General features: G+C 64.0%; 19 protein-coding genes. 13 read left to right on the forward strand and 6 right to left on the reverse strand.

Going from position 1 to position 18394, the window contains the following annotated elements; all coding sequences use genetic code 11:
* Positions 1 to 55: 55 nt before the first annotated feature.
* On the reverse strand, positions 56 to 1228 hold the full coding sequence (locus RAH42_RS05120) for a M20 family metallopeptidase (RefSeq protein ID WP_317540108.1): 1173 nt from the start codon (positions 1226 to 1228) through the stop codon (positions 56 to 58).
* Positions 1229 to 1319: 91 nt separating this feature from the next.
* The gene (locus RAH42_RS05125; RefSeq protein WP_317540109.1) at positions 1320 to 2705 is read right to left on the reverse strand and encodes a Na+/H+ antiporter NhaC family protein; all 1386 of its coding nucleotides are present in this window, start codon (positions 2703 to 2705) and stop codon (positions 1320 to 1322) included.
* 139 nt (positions 2706 to 2844) lie between these two features.
* Here RAH42_RS05125 and RAH42_RS05130 point away from each other — a divergent pair, with 139 nt between their 5' ends.
* From RAH42_RS05130 to RAH42_RS05140, 3 genes are all read left to right on the forward strand, one after another.
* The gene (locus RAH42_RS05130) at positions 2845 to 3144 is read left to right on the forward strand and encodes a hypothetical protein (protein WP_317540110.1); all 300 of its coding nucleotides are present in this window, start codon (positions 2845 to 2847) and stop codon (positions 3142 to 3144) included.
* Positions 3141 to 4202: an NAD(P)-dependent alcohol dehydrogenase gene (locus RAH42_RS05135; RefSeq protein ID WP_078016083.1), complete on the forward strand. Its 1062-nt coding sequence runs from the start codon at positions 3141 to 3143 to the stop codon at positions 4200 to 4202. Before RAH42_RS05130 ends, RAH42_RS05135 begins: the two co-directional genes overlap by 4 nt.
* A gap of 70 nt (positions 4203 to 4272) precedes the next feature.
* Positions 4273 to 5205, forward strand: coding sequence for a GTP-binding protein (locus RAH42_RS05140; protein WP_317540111.1), 933 nt, complete (start codon positions 4273 to 4275; stop codon positions 5203 to 5205).
* Between the two features lie 196 nt (positions 5206 to 5401).
* Here RAH42_RS05140 and RAH42_RS05145 read toward each other — a convergent pair whose 3' ends face one another.
* The 3 genes from RAH42_RS05145 to RAH42_RS05155 are packed head-to-tail and all read right to left on the reverse strand — an operon-like array spanning position 5402 to position 7785.
* Complete coding sequence (locus RAH42_RS05145; RefSeq protein WP_317540112.1) at positions 5402 to 5773, reverse strand: hypothetical protein; 372 nt, start codon at positions 5771 to 5773, stop codon at positions 5402 to 5404.
* A gap of 15 nt (positions 5774 to 5788) precedes the next feature.
* Positions 5789 to 6736 (reverse strand): RluA family pseudouridine synthase, encoded by a 948-nt coding sequence (locus tag RAH42_RS05150; RefSeq protein ID WP_317540113.1) that lies wholly within the window; start codon positions 6734 to 6736, stop codon positions 5789 to 5791.
* A 2-nt stretch (positions 6737 to 6738) separates the two neighbouring features.
* Positions 6739 to 7785: an HD domain-containing protein gene (locus RAH42_RS05155; RefSeq protein WP_317540114.1), complete on the reverse strand. Its 1047-nt coding sequence runs from the start codon at positions 7783 to 7785 to the stop codon at positions 6739 to 6741.
* A gap of 181 nt (positions 7786 to 7966) precedes the next feature.
* Here RAH42_RS05155 and RAH42_RS05160 point away from each other — a divergent pair, with 181 nt between their 5' ends.
* The 8 genes from RAH42_RS05160 to RAH42_RS05195 all read left to right on the forward strand — a co-directional run bounded on the left by RAH42_RS05160 (position 7967) and on the right by RAH42_RS05195 (position 15693).
* Positions 7967 to 8860 carry an AAA family ATPase gene (locus RAH42_RS05160; protein ID WP_317540115.1) on the forward strand — a complete coding sequence of 298 codons (894 nt, stop codon included), beginning with the start codon at positions 7967 to 7969 and terminating at the stop codon, positions 8858 to 8860.
* The gene (locus RAH42_RS05165; protein ID WP_317540116.1) at positions 8812 to 10098 is read left to right on the forward strand and encodes an AAA family ATPase; all 1287 of its coding nucleotides are present in this window, start codon (positions 8812 to 8814) and stop codon (positions 10096 to 10098) included. Before RAH42_RS05160 ends, RAH42_RS05165 begins: the two co-directional genes overlap by 49 nt.
* A gap of 146 nt (positions 10099 to 10244) precedes the next feature.
* Positions 10245 to 11402 (forward strand): ABC transporter substrate-binding protein, encoded by a 1158-nt coding sequence (locus RAH42_RS05170; protein WP_317540117.1) that lies wholly within the window; start codon positions 10245 to 10247, stop codon positions 11400 to 11402.
* Complete coding sequence (locus RAH42_RS05175) at positions 11369 to 11914, forward strand: ABC transporter substrate-binding protein (protein ID WP_317540118.1); 546 nt, start codon at positions 11369 to 11371, stop codon at positions 11912 to 11914. The genes RAH42_RS05170 and RAH42_RS05175 overlap by 34 nt, the downstream gene beginning before the upstream one ends.
* Positions 11911 to 12888, forward strand: coding sequence for an ABC transporter permease (locus RAH42_RS05180; RefSeq protein ID WP_317540119.1), 978 nt, complete (start codon positions 11911 to 11913; stop codon positions 12886 to 12888). Before RAH42_RS05175 ends, RAH42_RS05180 begins: the two co-directional genes overlap by 4 nt.
* Complete coding sequence (locus RAH42_RS05185) at positions 12885 to 14138, forward strand: ABC transporter permease (protein WP_078016090.1); 1254 nt, start codon at positions 12885 to 12887, stop codon at positions 14136 to 14138. Before RAH42_RS05180 ends, RAH42_RS05185 begins: the two co-directional genes overlap by 4 nt.
* Positions 14125 to 14880, forward strand: coding sequence for an ABC transporter ATP-binding protein (locus tag RAH42_RS05190; RefSeq protein ID WP_120372122.1), 756 nt, complete (start codon positions 14125 to 14127; stop codon positions 14878 to 14880). The genes RAH42_RS05185 and RAH42_RS05190 overlap by 14 nt, the downstream gene beginning before the upstream one ends.
* Before the next feature lie 12 nt (positions 14881 to 14892).
* The gene (locus RAH42_RS05195; protein WP_078016092.1) at positions 14893 to 15693 is read left to right on the forward strand and encodes an ABC transporter ATP-binding protein; all 801 of its coding nucleotides are present in this window, start codon (positions 14893 to 14895) and stop codon (positions 15691 to 15693) included.
* A gap of 78 nt (positions 15694 to 15771) precedes the next feature.
* Here the strand turns inward: RAH42_RS05195 and RAH42_RS05200 are convergent, their stop codons facing one another.
* Positions 15772 to 15939, reverse strand: coding sequence for a hypothetical protein (locus tag RAH42_RS05200; protein WP_158606262.1), 168 nt, complete (start codon positions 15937 to 15939; stop codon positions 15772 to 15774).
* A 16-nt stretch (positions 15940 to 15955) separates the two neighbouring features.
* Between RAH42_RS05200 and RAH42_RS05205 the strand changes: the two genes are divergently transcribed.
* Complete coding sequence (locus tag RAH42_RS05205; RefSeq protein ID WP_168170026.1) at positions 15956 to 17365, forward strand: hypothetical protein; 1410 nt, start codon at positions 15956 to 15958, stop codon at positions 17363 to 17365.
* A gap of 83 nt (positions 17366 to 17448) precedes the next feature.
* Positions 17449 to 18258: a DUF4428 domain-containing protein gene (locus tag RAH42_RS05210; RefSeq protein WP_317540120.1), complete on the forward strand. Its 810-nt coding sequence runs from the start codon at positions 17449 to 17451 to the stop codon at positions 18256 to 18258.
* The last annotated feature ends 136 nt before the right edge of the window (positions 18259 to 18394 follow it).

Here is an 18394-nt window from a genome sequence, read left to right on the forward strand (position 1 = left end):
CGGTACAAAACAGCCCGCGCGAATTTATTCGCGCGGGCTGGAAATTCACGCTGATTCAGCGGCACACGTCCAGAGCCAGTCCGGTCAGCGCGGCGACGCCGCAGACGAAGGCGCTTTCGTCTGCTTTGAAACAGGACGAATGGAGCGGCGCGTTGTCCTTGTCCTTGAAGCCGACGCCGAGGCGGAACATGACGCCGGGAACTCGTTCGGTGAAGAAGGCGAAATCCTCGCCGCCCATGGAGCAGTTCTCGAAGGCGACGATGCGGTCTTTGCCGACGACGCGCTCGGCCACGGAGACGAGCCGGTCGAACATGCCGTCGTCGTTGACCAGCACCGGCGTGCCTTCGCGGATCTCCACCCCGGCGCAGGCGCGCAGCGCTTCGGCCGTCAATCTGGCGACGCGCGGGATGGCTTCGAACAGGTGCTCCCGCACCCGGGAGCGGACCGTGCGGATCGTGCCCGTCATCTTCACGTCGGGGGCGATGATGTTGCTCCTGACGCCGCCGTGGATCGTGCCGATCGTGACCACCGCCGAGTCCTGCGGCGCCACCTCGCGGCTGACCAGCTGCTGCAGGGCCGTGATCACCTGGGCGCCGACGGCGATCGGGTCGATGCACAGCTCCGGATAGGCGCCGTGTCCCTGCCGGCCGATGACGTCCAGCGAGAAACTGTCGGACGAGGCGTTGAACGCGCCGCGGCGCACGCCCAGCGTTCCGGCGGGAATGCCGGGAAAAACGTGCAGCGCCGCGATGCAGGCGGGCGGATCCTTTTCGTCCAGCTCCCCTGCGGCGATCATCTCCCTGGCGCCCCGGCCGATCTCTTCGGCGGGCTGGAAGAAAAATTTCACCGCGCCGTGAATCTGTCCGCGCACGCCGCACAGCGCCTTGGCCGCGCCCAGCAGCACCGCCGTGTGAACGTCGTGGCCGCAGGCGTGCATCACGTTTTCGTTCCGCGATTTGAATTCCACGTCGGCCAGCTCCGGCACGGGCAAAGCGTCCATGTCGGCGCGCAGGGCGAAGACCGGGCCGGGCCGAGCGCCCCTGACCAGCGCCACGACCCCCGTTTTGCCGGCGCGGCGCACCTCGTCCGCGCCCATTTCGCGCAGCGTCCTCTCTACGAACGCCGACGTTTCCACTTCCTGACCGCTCAGCTCCGGATGGGCGTGAAGATGGTGACGCCACGCCGTCACGTCGCCGACGACCGACGAAGCCAGTTTTAGAAGATCCATTGTTTATGCCTCCCTGTCGTGCAGCATGTCATGGAAAAGCGGAAAAACATCTCTGCCGGGACGTTTTTCCGCTTCCATTGTTTGATTGTGTTCACCAGCCGAAGATCTGCATCAGCGTGACCGTGGCGCAGCCCATGAGAATCTGGAGAAGCAGCATGGGCAGGAACCAGCGCACGTATTTGCCGTAGGCGATTCCCGCCAGGCCGAGGACGCCCATGAGCACGCCCGAGGTGGGGATGAAGCAGTTCGTGAAACCGTCGCCGAACTGGAACGCCTGCACGGCCACCTGGCGGCTGATGTTGCTCAGATCGGCCACGGGCACCATGATCGGCATGACGGTGACCGCCTGGCCGGAGCCGGAAGGAATAAAGAAGTTGATGATCACGTTGGCCAGGAACATCAGGTTGGCCCCCACGACGGCGCTGACTTTGCCGATGGGCATGGACAGGTAGTAGACGATGGTGTGGATGATCTTGCCGTCCGTCATGACCACCGAGATGGCGCGGGCGAAAACGATCACGAAGGCTGCGTACGTCAGACCGGACATGCCCTTGGTAAAGGCTTTGAACGTCTGGTTCAGCCCCAGCCCGCCGACGAAGCCGGAGGTCAGCCCCATGATCAGGAAAACGGTGGAGTAGTGGGAGATGCCCCACTTCCAGTTCAGCGAGCCGTAGATGATGAAGCCGAAACTGAGCGCCACGATCAGCGCGCAGACCGACTGCCGCCAGGTCATCTTCGCGTTCGCCGCGAGAGCGCCGAGGTCTTCCGCTTGCGCCGGCGCGTTCGGATCGTAGACAAGGCTCTTCGTGGGATCCTTTTTGATCCTTCTGATGTAGATCAGCACGAAGGCGATCGTCAGCGCGATGTTGAGGACGTGAAGCACCACGCGGATGTTGAACCCCGAGGTGATGGGCAGGCCGGCGATCTCGTTGGCGATGCCGACCGTGAACATGTTGGCCCAGCCCACGTTGAAGCCGGCGTAGGAGCCCAGATACATCATGGCGAAGCCGACCACGGCGTCGTAGCCGAGGCTCTTGGCCAGCAGCACGCCGACGGGGATCAGGGCGATGACGGGATTGGCGAAAACCCCCACGGCGCCGCCGATCGACATGACGATCATAATGACGACCACGGCCCAGATCTCCTTGCCCTTCAGCATGCCGACGATGCGTCCCATGCCGGCGCGGATCGTGCCGGTCTGTTCGATCACTTCGACGGCGCCGCCGATGAAGAACACCATCGACATCATCACGGCCGACTGGATCATGCCCTTGGTGACGGCGTTGAAGATGTCCCACAGCCCCTGGGGATTGCTCGCCACCTGATGATAGGAATCGGCGATGACTCGCTTGGTCTGCGGATCGACGTCGTACACGCCGGCGGGGATGATCCACGTCAGCGCCGCCATCACGGCCGTGAGGACAAACATGAGCGCGAACGTGTGAGGAAGCTTGAGCGCTTTGTTCTGGACTGCCATTGTGATCCCTCCCGAAAATGATATAAGACCAAAGGGTTTGTTTCGGTAAATTACCATAACCGCCTGAGTTGGACAAGTACAAGAAGAATAAATAAGTTTAATTTTCTGAAAAAACGGCGAAGACCATCTCCCGTCGACGGTGAAATCGGGAACGCGCCATCTCCGGCGGCTGTCCAGTAAGCGACAGTCTATGAAAAAAACGCGGGCTGCGGAAGAGACCTCGACCGTTCGTTTTTTTCGAAGCCCGTCGCGTCATGGCCGCTGGCTCTGTCCCTATATTATTGAGAATTTTTCCTGGAATATGCCTTGTAAATCTGACCGTTCTTCTTCAAATATGAGCATGGAACATTCCCCCCATAAAATGGTAAAATATATTTTAAGCGGTGTGCTGCAGGGGCAGCCCGCTATTCCAAAGAAAAAAGAGGTGTGTGTGTTATGAGAGGTTACGCGATGCTCAAAATTGGCGAAGTTGGTTGGATCGAAAAAGACCGGCCGGCCTGCGGCCCGATGGACGCCATCTGCAAACCGCTTGCGCTGGCGATCTGCACATCGGACGTCCATACGGTCTGGGAGGGGGCCATCGGCGAACGGCACAACATGATCCTCGGCCACGAAGGCTGCGCCGAGGTCGTGGAAGTCGGCTCGATGGTCAAGGACTTCAAGCCCGGCGACCGCGTGCTCGTGCCCGCGATCACGCCCGACTGGAACTCCCTCGAGGCCCAGGGCGGCTATTCCATGCATTCCGGCGGCATGCTCGCCGGCTGGAAGTTCTCCAACTTCAAGGACGGCGTTTTCGCCGAGTACTTCCACGTCAACGACGCCGACGGCAACCTGGCCCTGATCCCCGAGGGCATGAACACCGTCGACGCCTGCATGCTTTCCGACATGGTCCCGACCGGGTTCCACGGCGTTGAACTGGCCGACGTGCAGTTCGGCGACGTCGTCCTGGTCATCGGCATCGGCCCGGTCGGCCTGATGGCCGTAGCCGGCACCAACATGCGCGGCGCTTCGCGGATCATCGCCGTCGGCACGCGCCCGGTCTGCGTCGAAGCCGCCAAGAAGTACGGCGCCACCGATTTCATCAGCTACAAGAAAGGCCCGATCGAGGAGCAGGTCTTGGAGCTCACCGGCGGCAAGGGCGTCGACCGCGTCGTCATCGCCGGCGGCACCGTGGCATCCTTCGAGCCGGCCGTCAAATCCCTCAAGCCCGGCGGCAAGATCGGCAACGTCAACTACCTGGGCAGCGGCACCTACATCAACATTCCCCGCGCCGAGTGGGGCGTGGGCATGGGCCACAAGCAGATCAACGGCGGGCTGATGCCCGGCGGCCGTCTGCGCATGGAAAAGCTCGCCCGACTCATCACCTCCGGCAAGCTGGACGTCGCGCCGCTGTCGACTCACGTCTTCGAAGGCTGGGAACATCTGCCCGAAGCGCTGCAGCTCATGAAGGACAAGCCCGCGGAGCTGATCAAGCCGGTCGTCAAGATCTCCGGCTGACGGAACATCGTAAAAAAACAGGCCTGAGCTCGAAATTCAGGCCTGTTTTTTGTCGTGCGGAGGTGGAAACGTGAAAATACTGGTCATCTCCGGCTTTCTGGGAGCCGGAAAAACGACCTTCATCAAGGAGCTGATCCGGCGCACGGGCAAGAACGTCGTCGTCATGGAGAACGAATACGGCGAGGTGAACCTGGACAGCCAGGAGATCTCGCAGACGTCCGACGTCGACATCCTCGAATTTGCCGAAGGCTGCATCTGCTGTTCCATGAAGGACAGCTTCGCCTCGTCGCTGCTGACGATCTCGTCCTCGCTGGATCCCGAGTACCTTGTCGTCGAGCCGACGGGGATCGGCAAGCTGAGCAGCATCCTGGCGACGGCCCAAAAATATGAGTACGAGCGGATCAGCCTGCTCCGCCCGGTGACGATCGTGACGCCGCAGAGTTTTTACCGGTATCGGCGCGAGCATCCCGACATCTATCTCGATCAGATCGAAAATTCTTCGCGGATCGTCTTCTCCAAAGGCGAAAACGAATCGCCCGACGTTCTCGAAAAGATCGCCGCCGAGATCCGCAGGCTCAACCCGCGGGCCGAGATCGTCTGCCGCCACTACACCCAGCAGGATGACGCGTGGTGGAACGGACTGCTGGAGGAAGAGCGCGCCGCGGAATGTTCCACGTGGAACACGGCGGCCGAAAGCGCCGGCCGCGCCTCGAAAATCCACGAGTGCACGTTTGCCAAGGCACGCCTGCGCAATCCGGCGGAACTGATCGTCCTTTTGGAAGACGTGATCCGCGGCGAACTGGGCGACATCAGCCGGGCCAAAGGCGTCCTGCAGTGCGGCGGCGAATGGCTGCGTTTCGACGCCGCCGATTCGCGCTACGGCGTGACCGGCGCCGAAGGCTACGCGCAGGAAACGCAGTGCGTCTTCATCGGCCGCACCGTCAAAAGACGGGCCCTTTTCGACCGACTGAACGCCGGAACCGACGGCGCGGTTGAGACGTGACAGAAGGCAGGTAAAAGCCGCCGCCGCGGCGCGAAGAAGAGCGAAGAGCCGTTTCGCGGCAAAAACATGAGGACGGATGACCGGGATAAAAATCAGTCATCCGTCCTCATGTTTTCATAGTGTCTCAGCGATGTGCGCTCTTTGCGTCGTGGCGGCGGGTTCTGTTTTCGGGAAGGCCCGGTCAGCGGCGGCACGCTTAAAATTCTTCGTCGTCCCCGCGCCGCGAGGCGCAGCCGGCGGCGCAGCGGGCGCAGCCGCCGTCGCAGGCGGGCGTCAGGATCGCCGTCAGGGCGACGGGCAGCACCATGTTGGCGACGCCGCAGAGGTCAACGATCACTTCGTCGTTGATGAAGCTCTCCGCGAGCGGCGCCCACACGGTCAGTTCCCCCTGGGTCAGAGGCGCGTAACCGGCGCGCGCTTCCGCGTCCGGCGCGCCGAAACGGCAGACGGCGGCCGGCACGGGGCCGCTGCGCGTGGTGAGCTGCATCGCGGCGATCGTGAATTCCCTGCCCATGGCGAGCATGCGCTCCATGGCGCGGTCGGTGACGGTCAGTTTCAGTTCGGACATGTTTTCCTCCTGGGGTCAAGGCCGCGCGCCGGCGTCGATGAAGCCGAGCTTTTCCATGACGCGGCGCAGGTCATCGGGAGCCGGGGCGCGGAACGTTCTGCCTTCGAGATGCGACAAAAACGCCGGCAGGCCGCCGAGCGTCAGGCTGCGGGCGTGCAGCATGGGCCGCTTGACGCCGAGCGATCTCAGCTGCCCTTTGGAGCCGAAGTCGCCGTATTTCACGTCGCCGAGCAGCGGATGGCCGACGTGGTTCATGTGCACGCGGATCTGGTGCGTGCGCCCCGTGAGCAGATGCACCTCGGCCAGACTGAAGGCGCCGCTGCTCGTCAGGCGTTTGTATTCGGTGACGGCGCGTTCGCCTTTGGGATCGACGCGCACCAGCTTCTTGTCGGCGTCTTTGAGCAGCGGCACGTCGATGCGGCCGCGCTCGGGCAGTTCGCCGATGACGATGGCCCAGTAGCGCTTGTCGGCGCGGCGGGCCTTGAAGCATTCCATCAGCGCGCGCGTGGTCGGCCCGTCCATGGCCAGCGCCATGACGCCGCTGGTGTTGCGGTCGAGGCGGTGTACCAGCTGGGGCGGGAATTCGGGATCGACGGCGTAGCCCAGCGCGCGCGTGACGACGCTGTCCTCGCCCTTGACGTCGGGCTGGCTCAGCAGCCCGGCAGGCTTGTTCACGACCATCACGCAGCGGTCGCTGTAAACGACGTCGAGCGGCAGCCGGCGCGGCGTGCCGTCGGGCATCTCGGCGCGGCCGACGGTGCCCGGCTCTTCCCACGGCACCCAGACGTGCTGTCCCTCGAGGACGCGGTCGTTCGGCTGGCAGCGTTTGCCTTCGAGGCGCACGGCCCCCTTGCGGAAGTATTTCATCATCGCGCCCAGCGGCACGCCCGGCCACATGCCGCGCAGCACGGCGTCGAGGCGTCGGCCTTCGTCGTGGCGGCTGATCTGGAATTGCCAGCTCATGGTCAGCGGGGCTGCTCGGGGCGCCATTTCCACAGGCGCCGCTGCGTGGAGAAATCGAAGTCGGAGATGGCGCGGTCCGCTTCCATGCCGCCGTCGAGCTGTTCGACGGAACCGTGCCAGCTGTTGAGGTAAAAGTCCAGATTGTCCGCCGCCGCCACGATCATGGCCTCGGGCGTGGCGGGCAGCACCGGCGAGCCGAACTCCTTCTGGCCGTGGTGGCTGAGGATGATGTGCCCGAGCAGCGTGCGCGTCAGCGGCGTGAGCTTGAACTCGTCCGCCAGCCTGACGAAGCGCGCGTAGCCGGTGGCGATGTGGTCGAGCACCGTGCCTTCCAGCGTCGATTCGGGGCCGGGATCGAGCGCGTAGGTGTCGAGCTTGCCGAGATCGTGCAGCAGCGCTCCGGCGACGACAACGTCGAGGTCGGGCTCGTACGCGGTGCCCTGATAGCTCTGGGCGATGGCCCGGGCGGAGCGCGCCACGCCGAGCGTGTGTTCGAGCAGGCCGTGCAGGTAGGCGTGATGGTGCGCCACGGCGGCGGGAAAGGTCCTGAAGGCCTGCCACGTAGCGCTGTCGGGCTGGAAGACGAAGCGCAGGAATTCGCCCGCCTCGCCTCCGCAGCCGTTGACGAACTGCCAGAACTCGGCTTCCAGCCGGTCGACGGGGACCCCGGCGGCGCGGATGAACGCGGCCGGACGGTATTCCTCGCGCTCCTGATCGACGAGCCAGATCTGATTGAACTGATACTGAGGCTTGCCCTTGAACTCGGTGATCGAGCCGATCAGCCCCACCGTTTCGCCTTTGAGGTTCCGTACCAGCGGCGAAGCGGCCGGTTCGGCGATTTCCTTTTTGACGCCGTCCTTGAGGTCGAACCACTGGGCGTTGCCCCAGATCTTGGCGTCGAGCGCGCCCGACTTGTCCATGACGGACATGACCCAGTAGGGCTTGTCGTTTTTGTCGCGCTTTTCCTTGAGCTCCGTGACCAGGCCGACGGACTGGAACTTGGAATCGACGGGAAGCGCGCGCACTTCCGCGAGCGTTTTATTGGACATGAAAAAACTCCTTTACGTGATGAAAGTGGCTCAGCTGAAAAAGATCCTGCCGCAGACAACTTATAATATCACCGCCAAAAGTCAAGAGGCAAGGCGCTGAAAGATCGGGAATTTTCCGTGACGATTCTGCCGAAGAAAACGAAGTGTGTTAAACTTTCACTGTGTCACGGAGGTGGTGGCTTTGCTGAAAATCATCAGTGGAAACGAATCGGACCGGGGGCTCGTGCACGCGCGGGTGTCTCCGGCCGATATGAGCCGATATGCGCTGACCGACGGCGGTTTCGTGGAGCTCGAAGGCGAACGCCGCTCGGCGTTCCGCGTGGTCTACGACGCTTCCGTTGCCGAAGGCTGCGTGGGGCTCGATCCCGTCGGCATGGAGAATCTCGGCCGCGGCGAAGGGGGCGAGGTGCGCCTTTATCGCTGCGAGCTGGGGTATGCCGAGCGCGTCGTGCTGATCCCCATGGCCGTTGCCGCCGCCGACGAACTGGACCGCGGCTATCTCCGCGCGCGCCTGCGCGACCTGCCGGCGAGCGTCGGCGACGAGGTGCGGATCCTGTCGCCGTACGGAAACGAACTGCGTCTGCGCGTGGCCGAGACGATGCCCGGCGGCGCCGTGATGGTGACCGCCTCCACCGACGTCGTCCTCGAACGGGCCCAGATCGGCGCCCTGAAACCGAAGAAGATCACCTATGCCGACATCGGCGGGCTGGACGCGCAGCTGCGCCGTATCCGCGAGATGATCGAACTGCCGCTGAAGTTCCCGGAAGCTTTTGTGCGCCTCGGCGTGGAGCCGCCGAAGGGCGTGCTCCTTTACGGCCCGCCCGGCACCGGCAAGACGGTGATCGCCCGCGCCGTGGCCAACGAAAGCGACGCCTGGTTCACGAGCATCTCCGGCCCGGAGATCATCGGCAAGTATTACGGCGAGAGCGAGGAGCGCCTGCGCGCCGTTTTCGAGGAAGCCCAGCAGAACGCGCCGGCCATCATCTTCATCGACGAAGTGGACGCCATCGCCCCAAACGGGAGGAGATGGGCGGCGAGAAACAGGTGGAGCGGCGCGTCGTGGCCCAGCTGCTGACGCTGATGGACGGGCTTTCGTCGCGCGGCCAGGTCGTGGTCATCGCCGCCACGAACATCCCCAACACGCTCGATCCGGCTCTGCGCCGTCCCGGGCGTTTCGACCGCGAGATTGCCGTGCCCATCCCCGACCGCAACGGCCGCCTGGAGATCCTGAAGATCCACACGCGCGGCATGCCTCTGGCGGAAAGCGTGGATCTGGAACGTCTGGCCGACATCACGCACGGTTTCGTCGGCGCCGACCTGCAGGCCCTCGCCAAGGAATCGGCCATGATGGCGCTGCGCCGCCTGCTGCCGTCGCTCGACGACGCGGCGAAACTGAAGGACGAAAGCTTCCTTTCCATGGAGATCACCATGGGCGACTTTCTCACGGCGCTGCGCGAGATCGAGGCGTCGGCCATCCGCGAAGTTTTCGTGGAGATCCCGAACACGACCTGGGACGACGTGGGCGGTCTGAAAGACGCGAAGGAAAAACTCGTCGAGGCCGTGCAGTGGCCGCTCAAACAGGGCGATCTGTTCCGCCGCTGGGGCGTGACGCCGCCGCGGGGCATCATGATCCACGGCCCTTCCGGCACGGGCAAGACGCTGCTGGTCAAGGCTCTGGCTCACGAGAGCGGCGTGAACTTCATCACCGTCAAGGGCCCGTCGCTGATGTCGCGCTACGTGGGCGAAAGCGAGCGGGCCCTGCGCGACGTGTTCCGCACGGCCCGGCAGGCGGCGCCGTCGATCCTCTATTTCGACGAGATCGACTCGCTGACGCCGCGCCGCGGCAACGACGGCAGCTCGCAGGCGCAGACCGCCGACCGCGTGATCAGCCAGTTCCTGGCCGAGATGAGCGGCATCGAAGACATGGGAGGCGTGGTGGTGGTAGCGACGACGAACCGCATCGACCGCATCGATCCGGCCCTGTTCAGCGCCGGCCGTTTCGAACTGGCGCTGGAACTGCCCATGCCCGACGAAGCGGCGCGCGAGGAGATCCTGCGCATCCATCTGCGCAAGATCCCCCTTGCGGGGCTGTCGTTCCATGATCTGGCCGTACGGAGCGAAGGCATGAACGGCGCCGAGATCGCGGCTCTGTGCCACGCCGCCTCCATGGAGGCGCTGCGCGAGCAGATCCGCAACGGGACCGACGTTTCTCCCTGCCTGGAGCGGCGTCATTTCGAGGCGGCTTTTCGGGCGGAAAAGCTGCGCCGTCAGGCGCTGGAGCGGGAAAACGGCGATAAAGCGGATGGTTCATGAGCTTTTGGCCGCGCTGGCGCTTCCGCTCCTTCGCCGAGAGAGCGGCGAAGCGCCGCTGAGTTTCAAGAAGATCGAACGGGTCTGTTTGCGAAAACAGGCCCTTTTTTCAAGGACGATGCGAGTCGCATCGGATCCCCCTCGAGGTGATGGGAATGAAAAAAGTCGCGGCGCTGACGGCGCTGCTTCTGTGCTGCGCCTGGCCGTCATTGGGCGCGCCGGTCTTCGATCCGGAAAAAGTGACCGGACCGCGAATCGAAAGGCTGTGCCTGGTCATCGTCGCCAACGCCGATGCGCAGGTGCTGGCGGCGGAAAACGGCGAGCTCGACATCCTCGGCGACATCGCCCGCCCCGCGGACATCGATCGCCTGAGCGCCGACCCGAATCTGGAAATGTCGCTGGCGCGAGGTTTCCATGCGTTCTTCCTGCTCATGAACAACACCCGCGCCCCTTGGAACGATCGGATCGTCCGCCAGGCGGCGGCTCAGTCCATCGACCGCAACGGCATGGTGCGCAGCATCTATTCCGGCTACTGCGAGCCCATCAACAGCTGGCTGCCGCCCGTTTCGCCCTGGGCGAGCCCGGACGGCACGCGCAATATTTTCGACCGCGCCGCCGCCCGCGAGAAACTGCTTTCCTGCGGCTACCGCTTCAACTTTGCGGGAAAACTGACGGCTCCCGACGGCCGCCCGCTGCCTAAAATCACGCTGCTGGCGCCGCTGGCCCGCGCGGCGCCGACCACGGCGGAAATGGCGGAGCGCCTCGCCGACTCGCTGAACGCCGCCGGCTTCGACGTGGAAGTGGAGCCGCTGGACTTTTCCGCCATGGTCGCGCGCCTGGACCGCAAGGACTATTCGCTGGCGGTGCTGGCCTGGTCCATGGGGCGCAATCCCGATTCGCTTTACAGCTTTTACCACAGCTCCATGGACGTTGCCGGCGGTTACAATCTGACCGGCACTCACGACGCGGCGCTCGACGCGGCGCTGACGAGACTGCGCTTCGCGCCCGACAAGGCGTCGGCGGAACGGGCGTCGGCGGAAGCGCAGCGCCTGCTCGGCGAACTGGTGCCGTCGGTGCCTGTTTACAGCCGCTTCTCCGTGGCGGCCGTCTCGAAAAAGTGGCGCAACGTGCTGTCGACGGACCGGATCACCGCCGACAACCTGTGGACGCTGATGATGGCCGAACCGCGCGACGGGACGACGCGCACCATGACCATGGCGCTGGCCGAGGAACCGCGCAGCCTGAATCCATTTACCGCCAGCAGCGCCTATTCATGGCAGGTGCTCGGCATGATCTACGAGGCCTGATCGCTGTCAACCCTTTCACGCTCGAGGACATGCCCGGTCTGGCGGAAGAATGGCGCGTCGAGACGGCGGGCGAAGGCGCCGGCGCTCATACCGTGCTGCGCTTCCGGCTGAAGGAGAATCTGCGCTGGAATGACGGAACGCCGCTGACGGCCGGCGACTTGAAGGCGACGATCGATTTCGTCCATAAAAACGAAATTCCCCGCTTCTTCGACGCCGTCAAGGACGTGGCGGAAACGGAGGCGCCGAACGCCCGCGAGCTGACGGTGACCATGAAAGGCGTGAGCTACTGGTATCTCGACAACGTCGCCGGTCTGCCCTGGATGCCGGCGCGGATCGTGGAAAACGTCAGGGACTGGCAGAACTGGGACCCCCTCGACCGCGAAGAAAAATTCGGCCCGCGCGGCCTCGTCGGCGCCGGCCCCTTCATGCTCGAGGAATACCGCCCCGGCGAGTACGTGATGATGAAACGGAATCCCTGCTATCTGCGCTTGCCGGAGGAGGAAAGGCGATGAGAAAAAACTGGCTGCTGCGCCGCGTGCTGGCCTCGCTGGCCGTGCTGGCGGCTGTGCTGGCGCTGAACTTCGTCCTTTTCCGGGTGATGCCCGGCGACGCCGTGAGCACCATCATCGACCCGAACTTTTCGCCGCAGGCCAAGGAACGCCTGCGCGAACTCTACGGGTTGGAACGCCCCTTGCCGGAACAGTTCTTTTTGTATCTGAAGCGGATGCTGACGTTCCGTTTCGGCCTGTCGTTCCTGAGCCGGAAGCCCGTCTGGGACGAACTGCTTTCGCGCTTGCCCGGCACGCTGATCTTGATGTCGCTGGCCATGCTCTGCTCGGCGGCGCTGGGCATTTGGCTCGGCGTGAAAGCGGCGGTGAAACGCGGCTCATGGCTGGAGCGGACGGTCCTGCGCGTCGGCGCGGCGATGTCGTCGTTCCCGGGATTTTTTGTGCAGCTGGTGCTGCTCATGCTGCTGGCGCACGACTTCCCGATCTTTCCGCTGCGCGGCAGCCTGTCGGTCCCTGCCCCTTCGGGCGCCTGGGCGCTGTTGGCCGACCGCGCCTGGCATCTGGCGCTGCCGGTGCTGTCGCTGACGCTGATGGGTTTCGGCGGCTGGGCGCTGTACGTGCGCAATCTGATGGTCCGCGCGCTTGGCGAAGATTACGTGCTGATGGCCCGCGCCCGCGGCCTGACGAGACGCCGCGTGATTTACGGGCATGCCTTCCGCACGATCCTGCCGCCGCTCGTGACGATCCTGCTGATGTCGGTGCCGGGGCTCGTTTCCGGCGCGGTGATCACCGAGACGGTCTTCTCGCTGCGCGGCGTGGGTTCGTTTTTGCTCGAGGCGCTTTCGGGCCATGATTATCCGGCGGCGGGGGCTTCCTTTTATTTGCTGGCGCTGATCACGGTCGTCTGCAACCTGCTGGCCGACGTCGCCTATGGGCTGGTCGACCCGCGCGTGCGCCTCGAGGGGGTGAACCGATGAGCGGTTTTTTCGGGCGCGCTTCCTTTTGGTCCCTTGTCTTCATCGCCGCGGCGGGAATCGTCGGTCCGCGGCTGCTGGACAGCCCCGCCGACGTCGTGGGGGCGCCGTTTGCCCGGCCGCTCTGGTGGCGCGGCGATCTTTCGACGTCGAAAACGGCGGAGATCTCGGCTGCCGGCGGACGCGCGACGCTGGCAACCGACGGCTTTGCGAAAGACGACGTCGGCCTGCGCCCCGGCGCGTCGGGGCTGGCTTTCGACTGGAAGACGCAGCCGGCGGCGGTTTTCGCGCTGGAAGGCGAGATCACGGCGAATCCCGCCCGGACGGTGACCGTGACGTGGCGCGCCCCGGAAAAGGATTTTGAGCTGGTGCGCCGTGACGGACAGGAAAAGTATTGGCTCAATCTGGACGCGCGGGACATGATCTTCAAGCGGCGCCTTGGCCTGCCGCTGATCGGCCGCGGCACGGAACGGCTTTTCCCGCGGCGGGGGCGTTACGAACTCGTGGTCGGCGGCGCGGAGAGTTTTCGCCTCAAACTGATCCTGTTCGGTCAGAAACAGGGATTGCTGGGCACCGACCAACGCGGGCGCGACGTCCTTGCCCTGCTGCTGAACGGCATCGGCACGTCGCTGACCGTCGGCGTCAGCGCGACGCTGGCGGCGACGCTGCTGGGGCTCGGCTTCGGGCTGACGGCCGGTTACGTGGGCGGCTGGATCGACGCTCTGATCATGCGCGTCGTGGACATTCTGCTGGCGATCCCCGCGCTGCCGATTTTGATGACGTTGGCCGGTTTGTGGGGCAAAGGATTATGGCAGCTTGTGCTGATCCTGTCGATCTTCTCGTGGATGGGAACGGCCCGTTCGGTGCGCGCGCTGACGCTGACCGTCCGCGAAAGCCCGTGGGTGGAGGGATTGAAGGCGCTCGGCGCGAAAAAAAGTTATATCCTCCGGCGGCATCTGCTCCCCGAGACGGCGCCGATCGTGCTGGCCAATCTGGCTCTGGGGGTGCCGGGCGCGATTCTGGCGGAAGCGGGGCTGGCCTTTTTGGGATTGTCGGACCCGCGCCTGGTGTCGTGGGGGCGAATGCTGCACGAAGCGCACTCTTTCGGCGCGTTTACCGAGGGCGCGTGGTGGCTGATCGTGCCGCCCGGCCTCGGCATCGTGTCGCTGTGTCTGATCTTCGTGGACATGGGGCGTTTCCTTGAAGAGCGCATCGACCCGCGGCTGGGAGGAGAAGATCATGCTCACCGTTGAAGGGCTCCGCGTCCGTTACGACGGTCAGTCTCATGAGGCGGTTTCGGGGGTGTCGTTCGACGTGCCGCGGGGAGCTTTCGTCGGCCTTGTCGGAGAGTCGGGCAGCGGCAAGACCAGTATCGTCATGACGGCGCTGGGGCTTTTGCCTGCGGGCAGCGTCGCGGCCGGTTCCGTCTTCTTCGCCGGGCGGAACCTGCTGGCGCTCGACGAGGAATCGCTGCGCCGCCTGCGCTGGAAAAAGATCGCGCTGGTGCCGCAGGGCGCGCAGAATTCCTTTACGCCCGTCAAAACGATCGGGGCCCACATCGAGGAAGTCCTGCGCGTTCATCTGCGCCTGCGCGGCGAGGCGGCCAAGGCGCGCGCCGCCGCGCTGCTGGCGGAAGCCGAACTGGACGCCGCCGTCGCCCGCCGTTATCCTCACGAACTGTCCGGCGGCCAGAAACAGCGCGCCGCCATCGCCCTGGCGCTGGCCTGCGAACCGTCGCTGCTGCTGGCCGACGAACCGACCACGGCGCTTGACGTGATCACCCAGGCCGGCATTCTCGGATTGCTGCGCCGGCTGCAGCGGGAAAAGCGGCTGACCGTGCTGCTTGTGACCCACGACCTGCCCATGGCCGCGTCCGTCTGTTCGCAGCTTTTCGTGATGAAAGACGGCCGGCTGGTCGAGCGCGGCGCGCCGGAGGATCTGTTGACGGCGCCCCGTCATCCCTACACGCGCCGGCTCGTTCGCGCGATACTTTGAGGCGAAGGGGAGATGGCTGTGGAAGCGACGATTCGGGTGCACAATCTTTTCGTGAGCTTTCGTTCCAAGAACGGCGGCGAACATCGGGCGGTCGCGGGGCTTTCCTTCGCCGTGGAAAAAGGCGGGACGCTGGCCGTCGTCGGCGAATCGGGCAGCGGCAAAACCACGCTGCTGCGCGCGCTGATCGGCCTCGTGCCGCCGGAGGCGGGGTCGGTGGCGCTTTTCGGGCACGATCTGCAGGAGCTCGCCGCGGCGGATCTTTCGAAGATACGCCAGCGCTGCGGTTACGTGCCGCAGGATCCGTACGGAGCGCTGCCGCCGTCGCTGACCGCGCTGGGCGCTGTGATGGAACCGGCGCTCATCGCCCGGCGCGGACGTACGAAAGAAGACGTTCGCGCCAGAGCCAAAGCGATTCTGGCCGAGCTGGGGCTGACGGGCGAGCGCGTCCTCGATTCCCGCGCCGTCGGGCTTTCGGGCGGCCAGCGCCAGCGCGTCGAACTGGCCCGGGCGCTGATGCTCGGGCCGGAATTGCTGCTCTGCGACGAACCGACCTCCATGCAGGACGTGTCGACGCGCGGCGACATCATCGCGGTGTTGCGCCGACACGTGGAGCGCGGCATGAGCCTGATCTTCGTCACTCACGACCTGAAACTGGCGGCCCGCGCCGCCGAACGCATCCTCGTCATGCAGCGCGGGCGCCTTTGCGAGGAGGGGCCCGCCGCCGAAGTGCTGTCCCGTCCTCGGGCTCCTTACACAAAGGCTCTGATCGCGGCGATCCCCGTGCTGCCGGCGAAACCGCTCCCCGGGGCGTGACTGAAGAGAAAGCGTCTCTATCGGGATGGCGGGAATGATGTTATCTTGACATAATTTTGTTACGTTTTTATAATGAATTTACGGTTTCACCCGAACGGGTGATGCTTTTTTCCACGCGTCGGATATGCTGGTATCGGTTTCAAAAACGTGCGCGGGCATCCGGCGGGGGCCGGAAAAGGAAGACGTTTTTGCCGCCGCGCGGCGGCGGAAGCGCGTTTGCGAAAGGAGCATGACGATGAAGGACATTTCTGCGCGAAAAGTTATGAGCGTTCTGACGGCGGCGGGATTGGCCGCCTGTCTGTGCGGCGGCGCGGCCCGGGCCGAAGTCAAAAAGATCGAGGCGACCTATTTCACGCTGGATTACGAGACGGACGCGGGCTGGACCTTCGACGAGAAAAAAGACCTCAAAGACAGCCAGAAGGCTTCGACGCTGCGGATTCGCATTCCCAGCGCGGCCGATCCCAAGAGGAGCGACGCGCTGGTGGACGTCAAGGCGAATATCGAAAATCAGTCGAACTTCCGCCGCTATCTCGAGCAGTTTGGCTTCGACCCGTACGAATACGCGGAAAAGCGTTCCTACACGCTCGTCCCGCTGGGCGGCGTGGACTGCCTCGTCAAAGAAGATTCGTCCAGGATCAACTATCTCGCCCGCGTCGAGGGCGCCGGCGAAACCATCCAGATTTCGGCCGATTCCAAGGAAAAGCTGGAAGACGTCAGAACGCTGCTGAAGGGACTTCAGTTCAAAGTGACCGACGCCGGCAAAAAGGACGGCCCCTGGTACTGGAACGGCACGCCCTACGCCAGCGCCGAACACTCCGCGGAAGTCGGCTCCGTGACGCTGAACAGCAAGCACGTGCCCATCGACCCCATCATCATCCGCTCCGTGATCGGCGGCAACCGCATCTGGTCCGACGGGACCAGGGCGTATATCCTCAGCAACGCCTGCAAACTCGCCGAGTACGCCCTCGACGGCGGCAAACTGGTCAAGAAGGCCGACATCGAGCTTGGCGACAAAGCTAACTACCAGACCATGACCGTCACCGACGACGGCGCGGTCTGGCTGGGCGGGGTCGGCCGCGGCGCCTGCCACATCAAGGACGGCGCCGTCGAGAAAATCAAAGGCCCGCGCGAACTGGTCATGCACCCCTCGGGGACCTGGGGACTCGAGCGCTCCTGCCGCAAGGGCGCGGAGATGAAGAAGTACGAGATCGCCGCGGACGGGACCGTCGCGACCGTCGACTTCCCCCTGGCCGAGATCGACTCTATGGTCAACGCCTATCTGCGCATCGACGCCAACCACATCTACGTCAGCGGCCGCGAAGCCGGTTCCAAGACCACGGCGCTTTTCGTCTACGACCACGGCGGCAAACTGGAAAAGATCCTCAGGGAGCCGGCCCAAAACTCCATGGGCGGCGTCTTCTTCGCGGGCGAAACCGCCAACGGCTTCGTCGCCCTGCCGCTGCAGAGCACTGTGATACTGTGGGACAAGGAAGGCAATCCGATCGGCCGTCTTAACGACGTCAAAAAACTCTACGACAGCCCCACCACCGGCGTGGCCGCCAACGAGGACGGCGTCCTGCTGCCCGGCGGCGGCCTGCTGACGCTGACCCGCCGCGAGCGCGCCGACAAGTCCACCTACGAACTCGTCGTGTTCCGCGTCGACGGATTCTAGGGCTCGTTTATCGTTGAAGAAACGGCCTCCGGCTCCTTGTCGGGAGCGTCGGCAGGCCGTTTTTCGAAAAAGGAGGGAAAATCATGGCCCTGTTCAGCAAGGAACCCTGCGCGTTCTGCGGCAAAGAAGTCGGCATGATGAGCCGCAGCAAGATGAGCAGCAAGGATTACGTCTGCGACGACTGCCGCAAGAAAGGCAACCCCTTCGCGCGCGTCGACCATCTGACCAAGGATCAGGTCGCCGAGATGTTCGCGCGCGCGGAGCGCGACGAGAAGCTCCTCGACGGCATGGAGCTGAGCGACGAATATCTGGACGTCGGCATGGGGAAGGTTATCCATTTCCGCAGCCAGAAGGGCGGCGGCGACATCTTCACGATTTCCACGCCGGAGACCCGACGCTACGAGCATCGTCCCGTGTTCTACTTCAGCAGCATCCGCAAGTGGAACCCCAGCGAGGCCTTCGTCGAGCGCAGCGTCGGCGCCGCGCCGCGCGAAGCCGTGCGCGACTACAGCACTCTGATCACGCTCAAGGAGAAACTGTCCGCCGACAAGAAAAACGACGGCTGGGAGCTCCGTATCCCTTACTTCGACGCCGCCGTTCCCGAGATCCTCATCAAAATTCCCAAAGAAGCCGACGCCGACAAAGTGCAGAGGTTTTACAGGAACATCTGCGGCAAATGCGACTATCGAGTGTCGCGCGGCATTCAAACCGCCCGCGACAAAGAGGATCTGCAGGTGAAGAACGCCTGCAAGACCGCCAACGAAGCGCTGAAAGCGGCGCTCAAGGGCGGCGACGTCAAGGAAGCTCTCGCCGAAGGCCTCCAAAAGTCGATCGACATCGACCAGGGCAAGGTCAGGAAAAAGGGATTCTTCGCCCGGCTCTTCGGGCGGTGAGACCGCGGCTGATACGGTTTTTTCTGCAGGGATCCCGATCGCACATTGCAACGGCATTTGCATAGATGAAAAGAATCTGCATATAATCCAAGGATTATATGCAGATTCTTTTTGCGGGAACTCGTTTATCTGCATA

It is taken from the genome of Pyramidobacter sp. YE332 (assembly GCF_033060595.1).
GTDB lineage: Bacteria > Synergistota > Synergistia > Synergistales > Dethiosulfovibrionaceae > Pyramidobacter.

What these genes read in the sequence shown, in the direction of transcription:
- RAH42_RS05200 (WP_158606262.1), bottom strand. Translation starts at nt 15,939, where the DNA reads ATGTCCTTCATCGTCATGCTCCTTTCGCAAACGCGCTTCCGCCGCCGC.
- RAH42_RS05135 (WP_078016083.1), top strand. Translation starts at nt 3,141, where the DNA reads ATGAGAGGTTACGCGATGCTCAAAATTGGCGAAGTTGGTTGGATCGAA.
- RAH42_RS05155 (WP_317540114.1), bottom strand. Translation starts at nt 7,785, where the DNA reads ATGTCCAATAAAACGCTCGCGGAAGTGCGCGCGCTTCCCGTCGATTCC.
- RAH42_RS05210 (WP_317540120.1), top strand. Translation starts at nt 17,449, where the DNA reads ATGGCCCTGTTCAGCAAGGAACCCTGCGCGTTCTGCGGCAAAGAAGTC.
- RAH42_RS05145 (WP_317540112.1), bottom strand. Translation starts at nt 5,773, where the DNA reads ATGTCCGAACTGAAACTGACCGTCACCGACCGCGCCATGGAGCGCATG.
- RAH42_RS05195 (WP_078016092.1), top strand. Translation starts at nt 14,893, where the DNA reads ATGGCTGTGGAAGCGACGATTCGGGTGCACAATCTTTTCGTGAGCTTT.
- RAH42_RS05175 (WP_317540118.1), top strand. Translation starts at nt 11,369, where the DNA reads ATGGCAGGTGCTCGGCATGATCTACGAGGCCTGATCGCTGTCAACCCT.
- RAH42_RS05185 (WP_078016090.1), top strand. Translation starts at nt 12,885, where the DNA reads ATGAGCGGTTTTTTCGGGCGCGCTTCCTTTTGGTCCCTTGTCTTCATC.
- RAH42_RS05125 (WP_317540109.1), bottom strand. Translation starts at nt 2,705, where the DNA reads ATGGCAGTCCAGAACAAAGCGCTCAAGCTTCCTCACACGTTCGCGCTC.
- RAH42_RS05120 (WP_317540108.1), bottom strand. Translation starts at nt 1,228, where the DNA reads ATGGATCTTCTAAAACTGGCTTCGTCGGTCGTCGGCGACGTGACGGCG.
- RAH42_RS05165 (WP_317540116.1), top strand. Translation starts at nt 8,812, where the DNA reads ATGGGCGGCGAGAAACAGGTGGAGCGGCGCGTCGTGGCCCAGCTGCTG.
- RAH42_RS05180 (WP_317540119.1), top strand. Translation starts at nt 11,911, where the DNA reads ATGAGAAAAAACTGGCTGCTGCGCCGCGTGCTGGCCTCGCTGGCCGTG.
- RAH42_RS05170 (WP_317540117.1), top strand. Translation starts at nt 10,245, where the DNA reads ATGGGAATGAAAAAAGTCGCGGCGCTGACGGCGCTGCTTCTGTGCTGC.
- RAH42_RS05150 (WP_317540113.1), bottom strand. Translation starts at nt 6,736, where the DNA reads ATGAGCTGGCAATTCCAGATCAGCCGCCACGACGAAGGCCGACGCCTC.
- RAH42_RS05205 (WP_168170026.1), top strand. Translation starts at nt 15,956, where the DNA reads ATGAGCGTTCTGACGGCGGCGGGATTGGCCGCCTGTCTGTGCGGCGGC.
- RAH42_RS05190 (WP_120372122.1), top strand. Translation starts at nt 14,125, where the DNA reads ATGCTCACCGTTGAAGGGCTCCGCGTCCGTTACGACGGTCAGTCTCAT.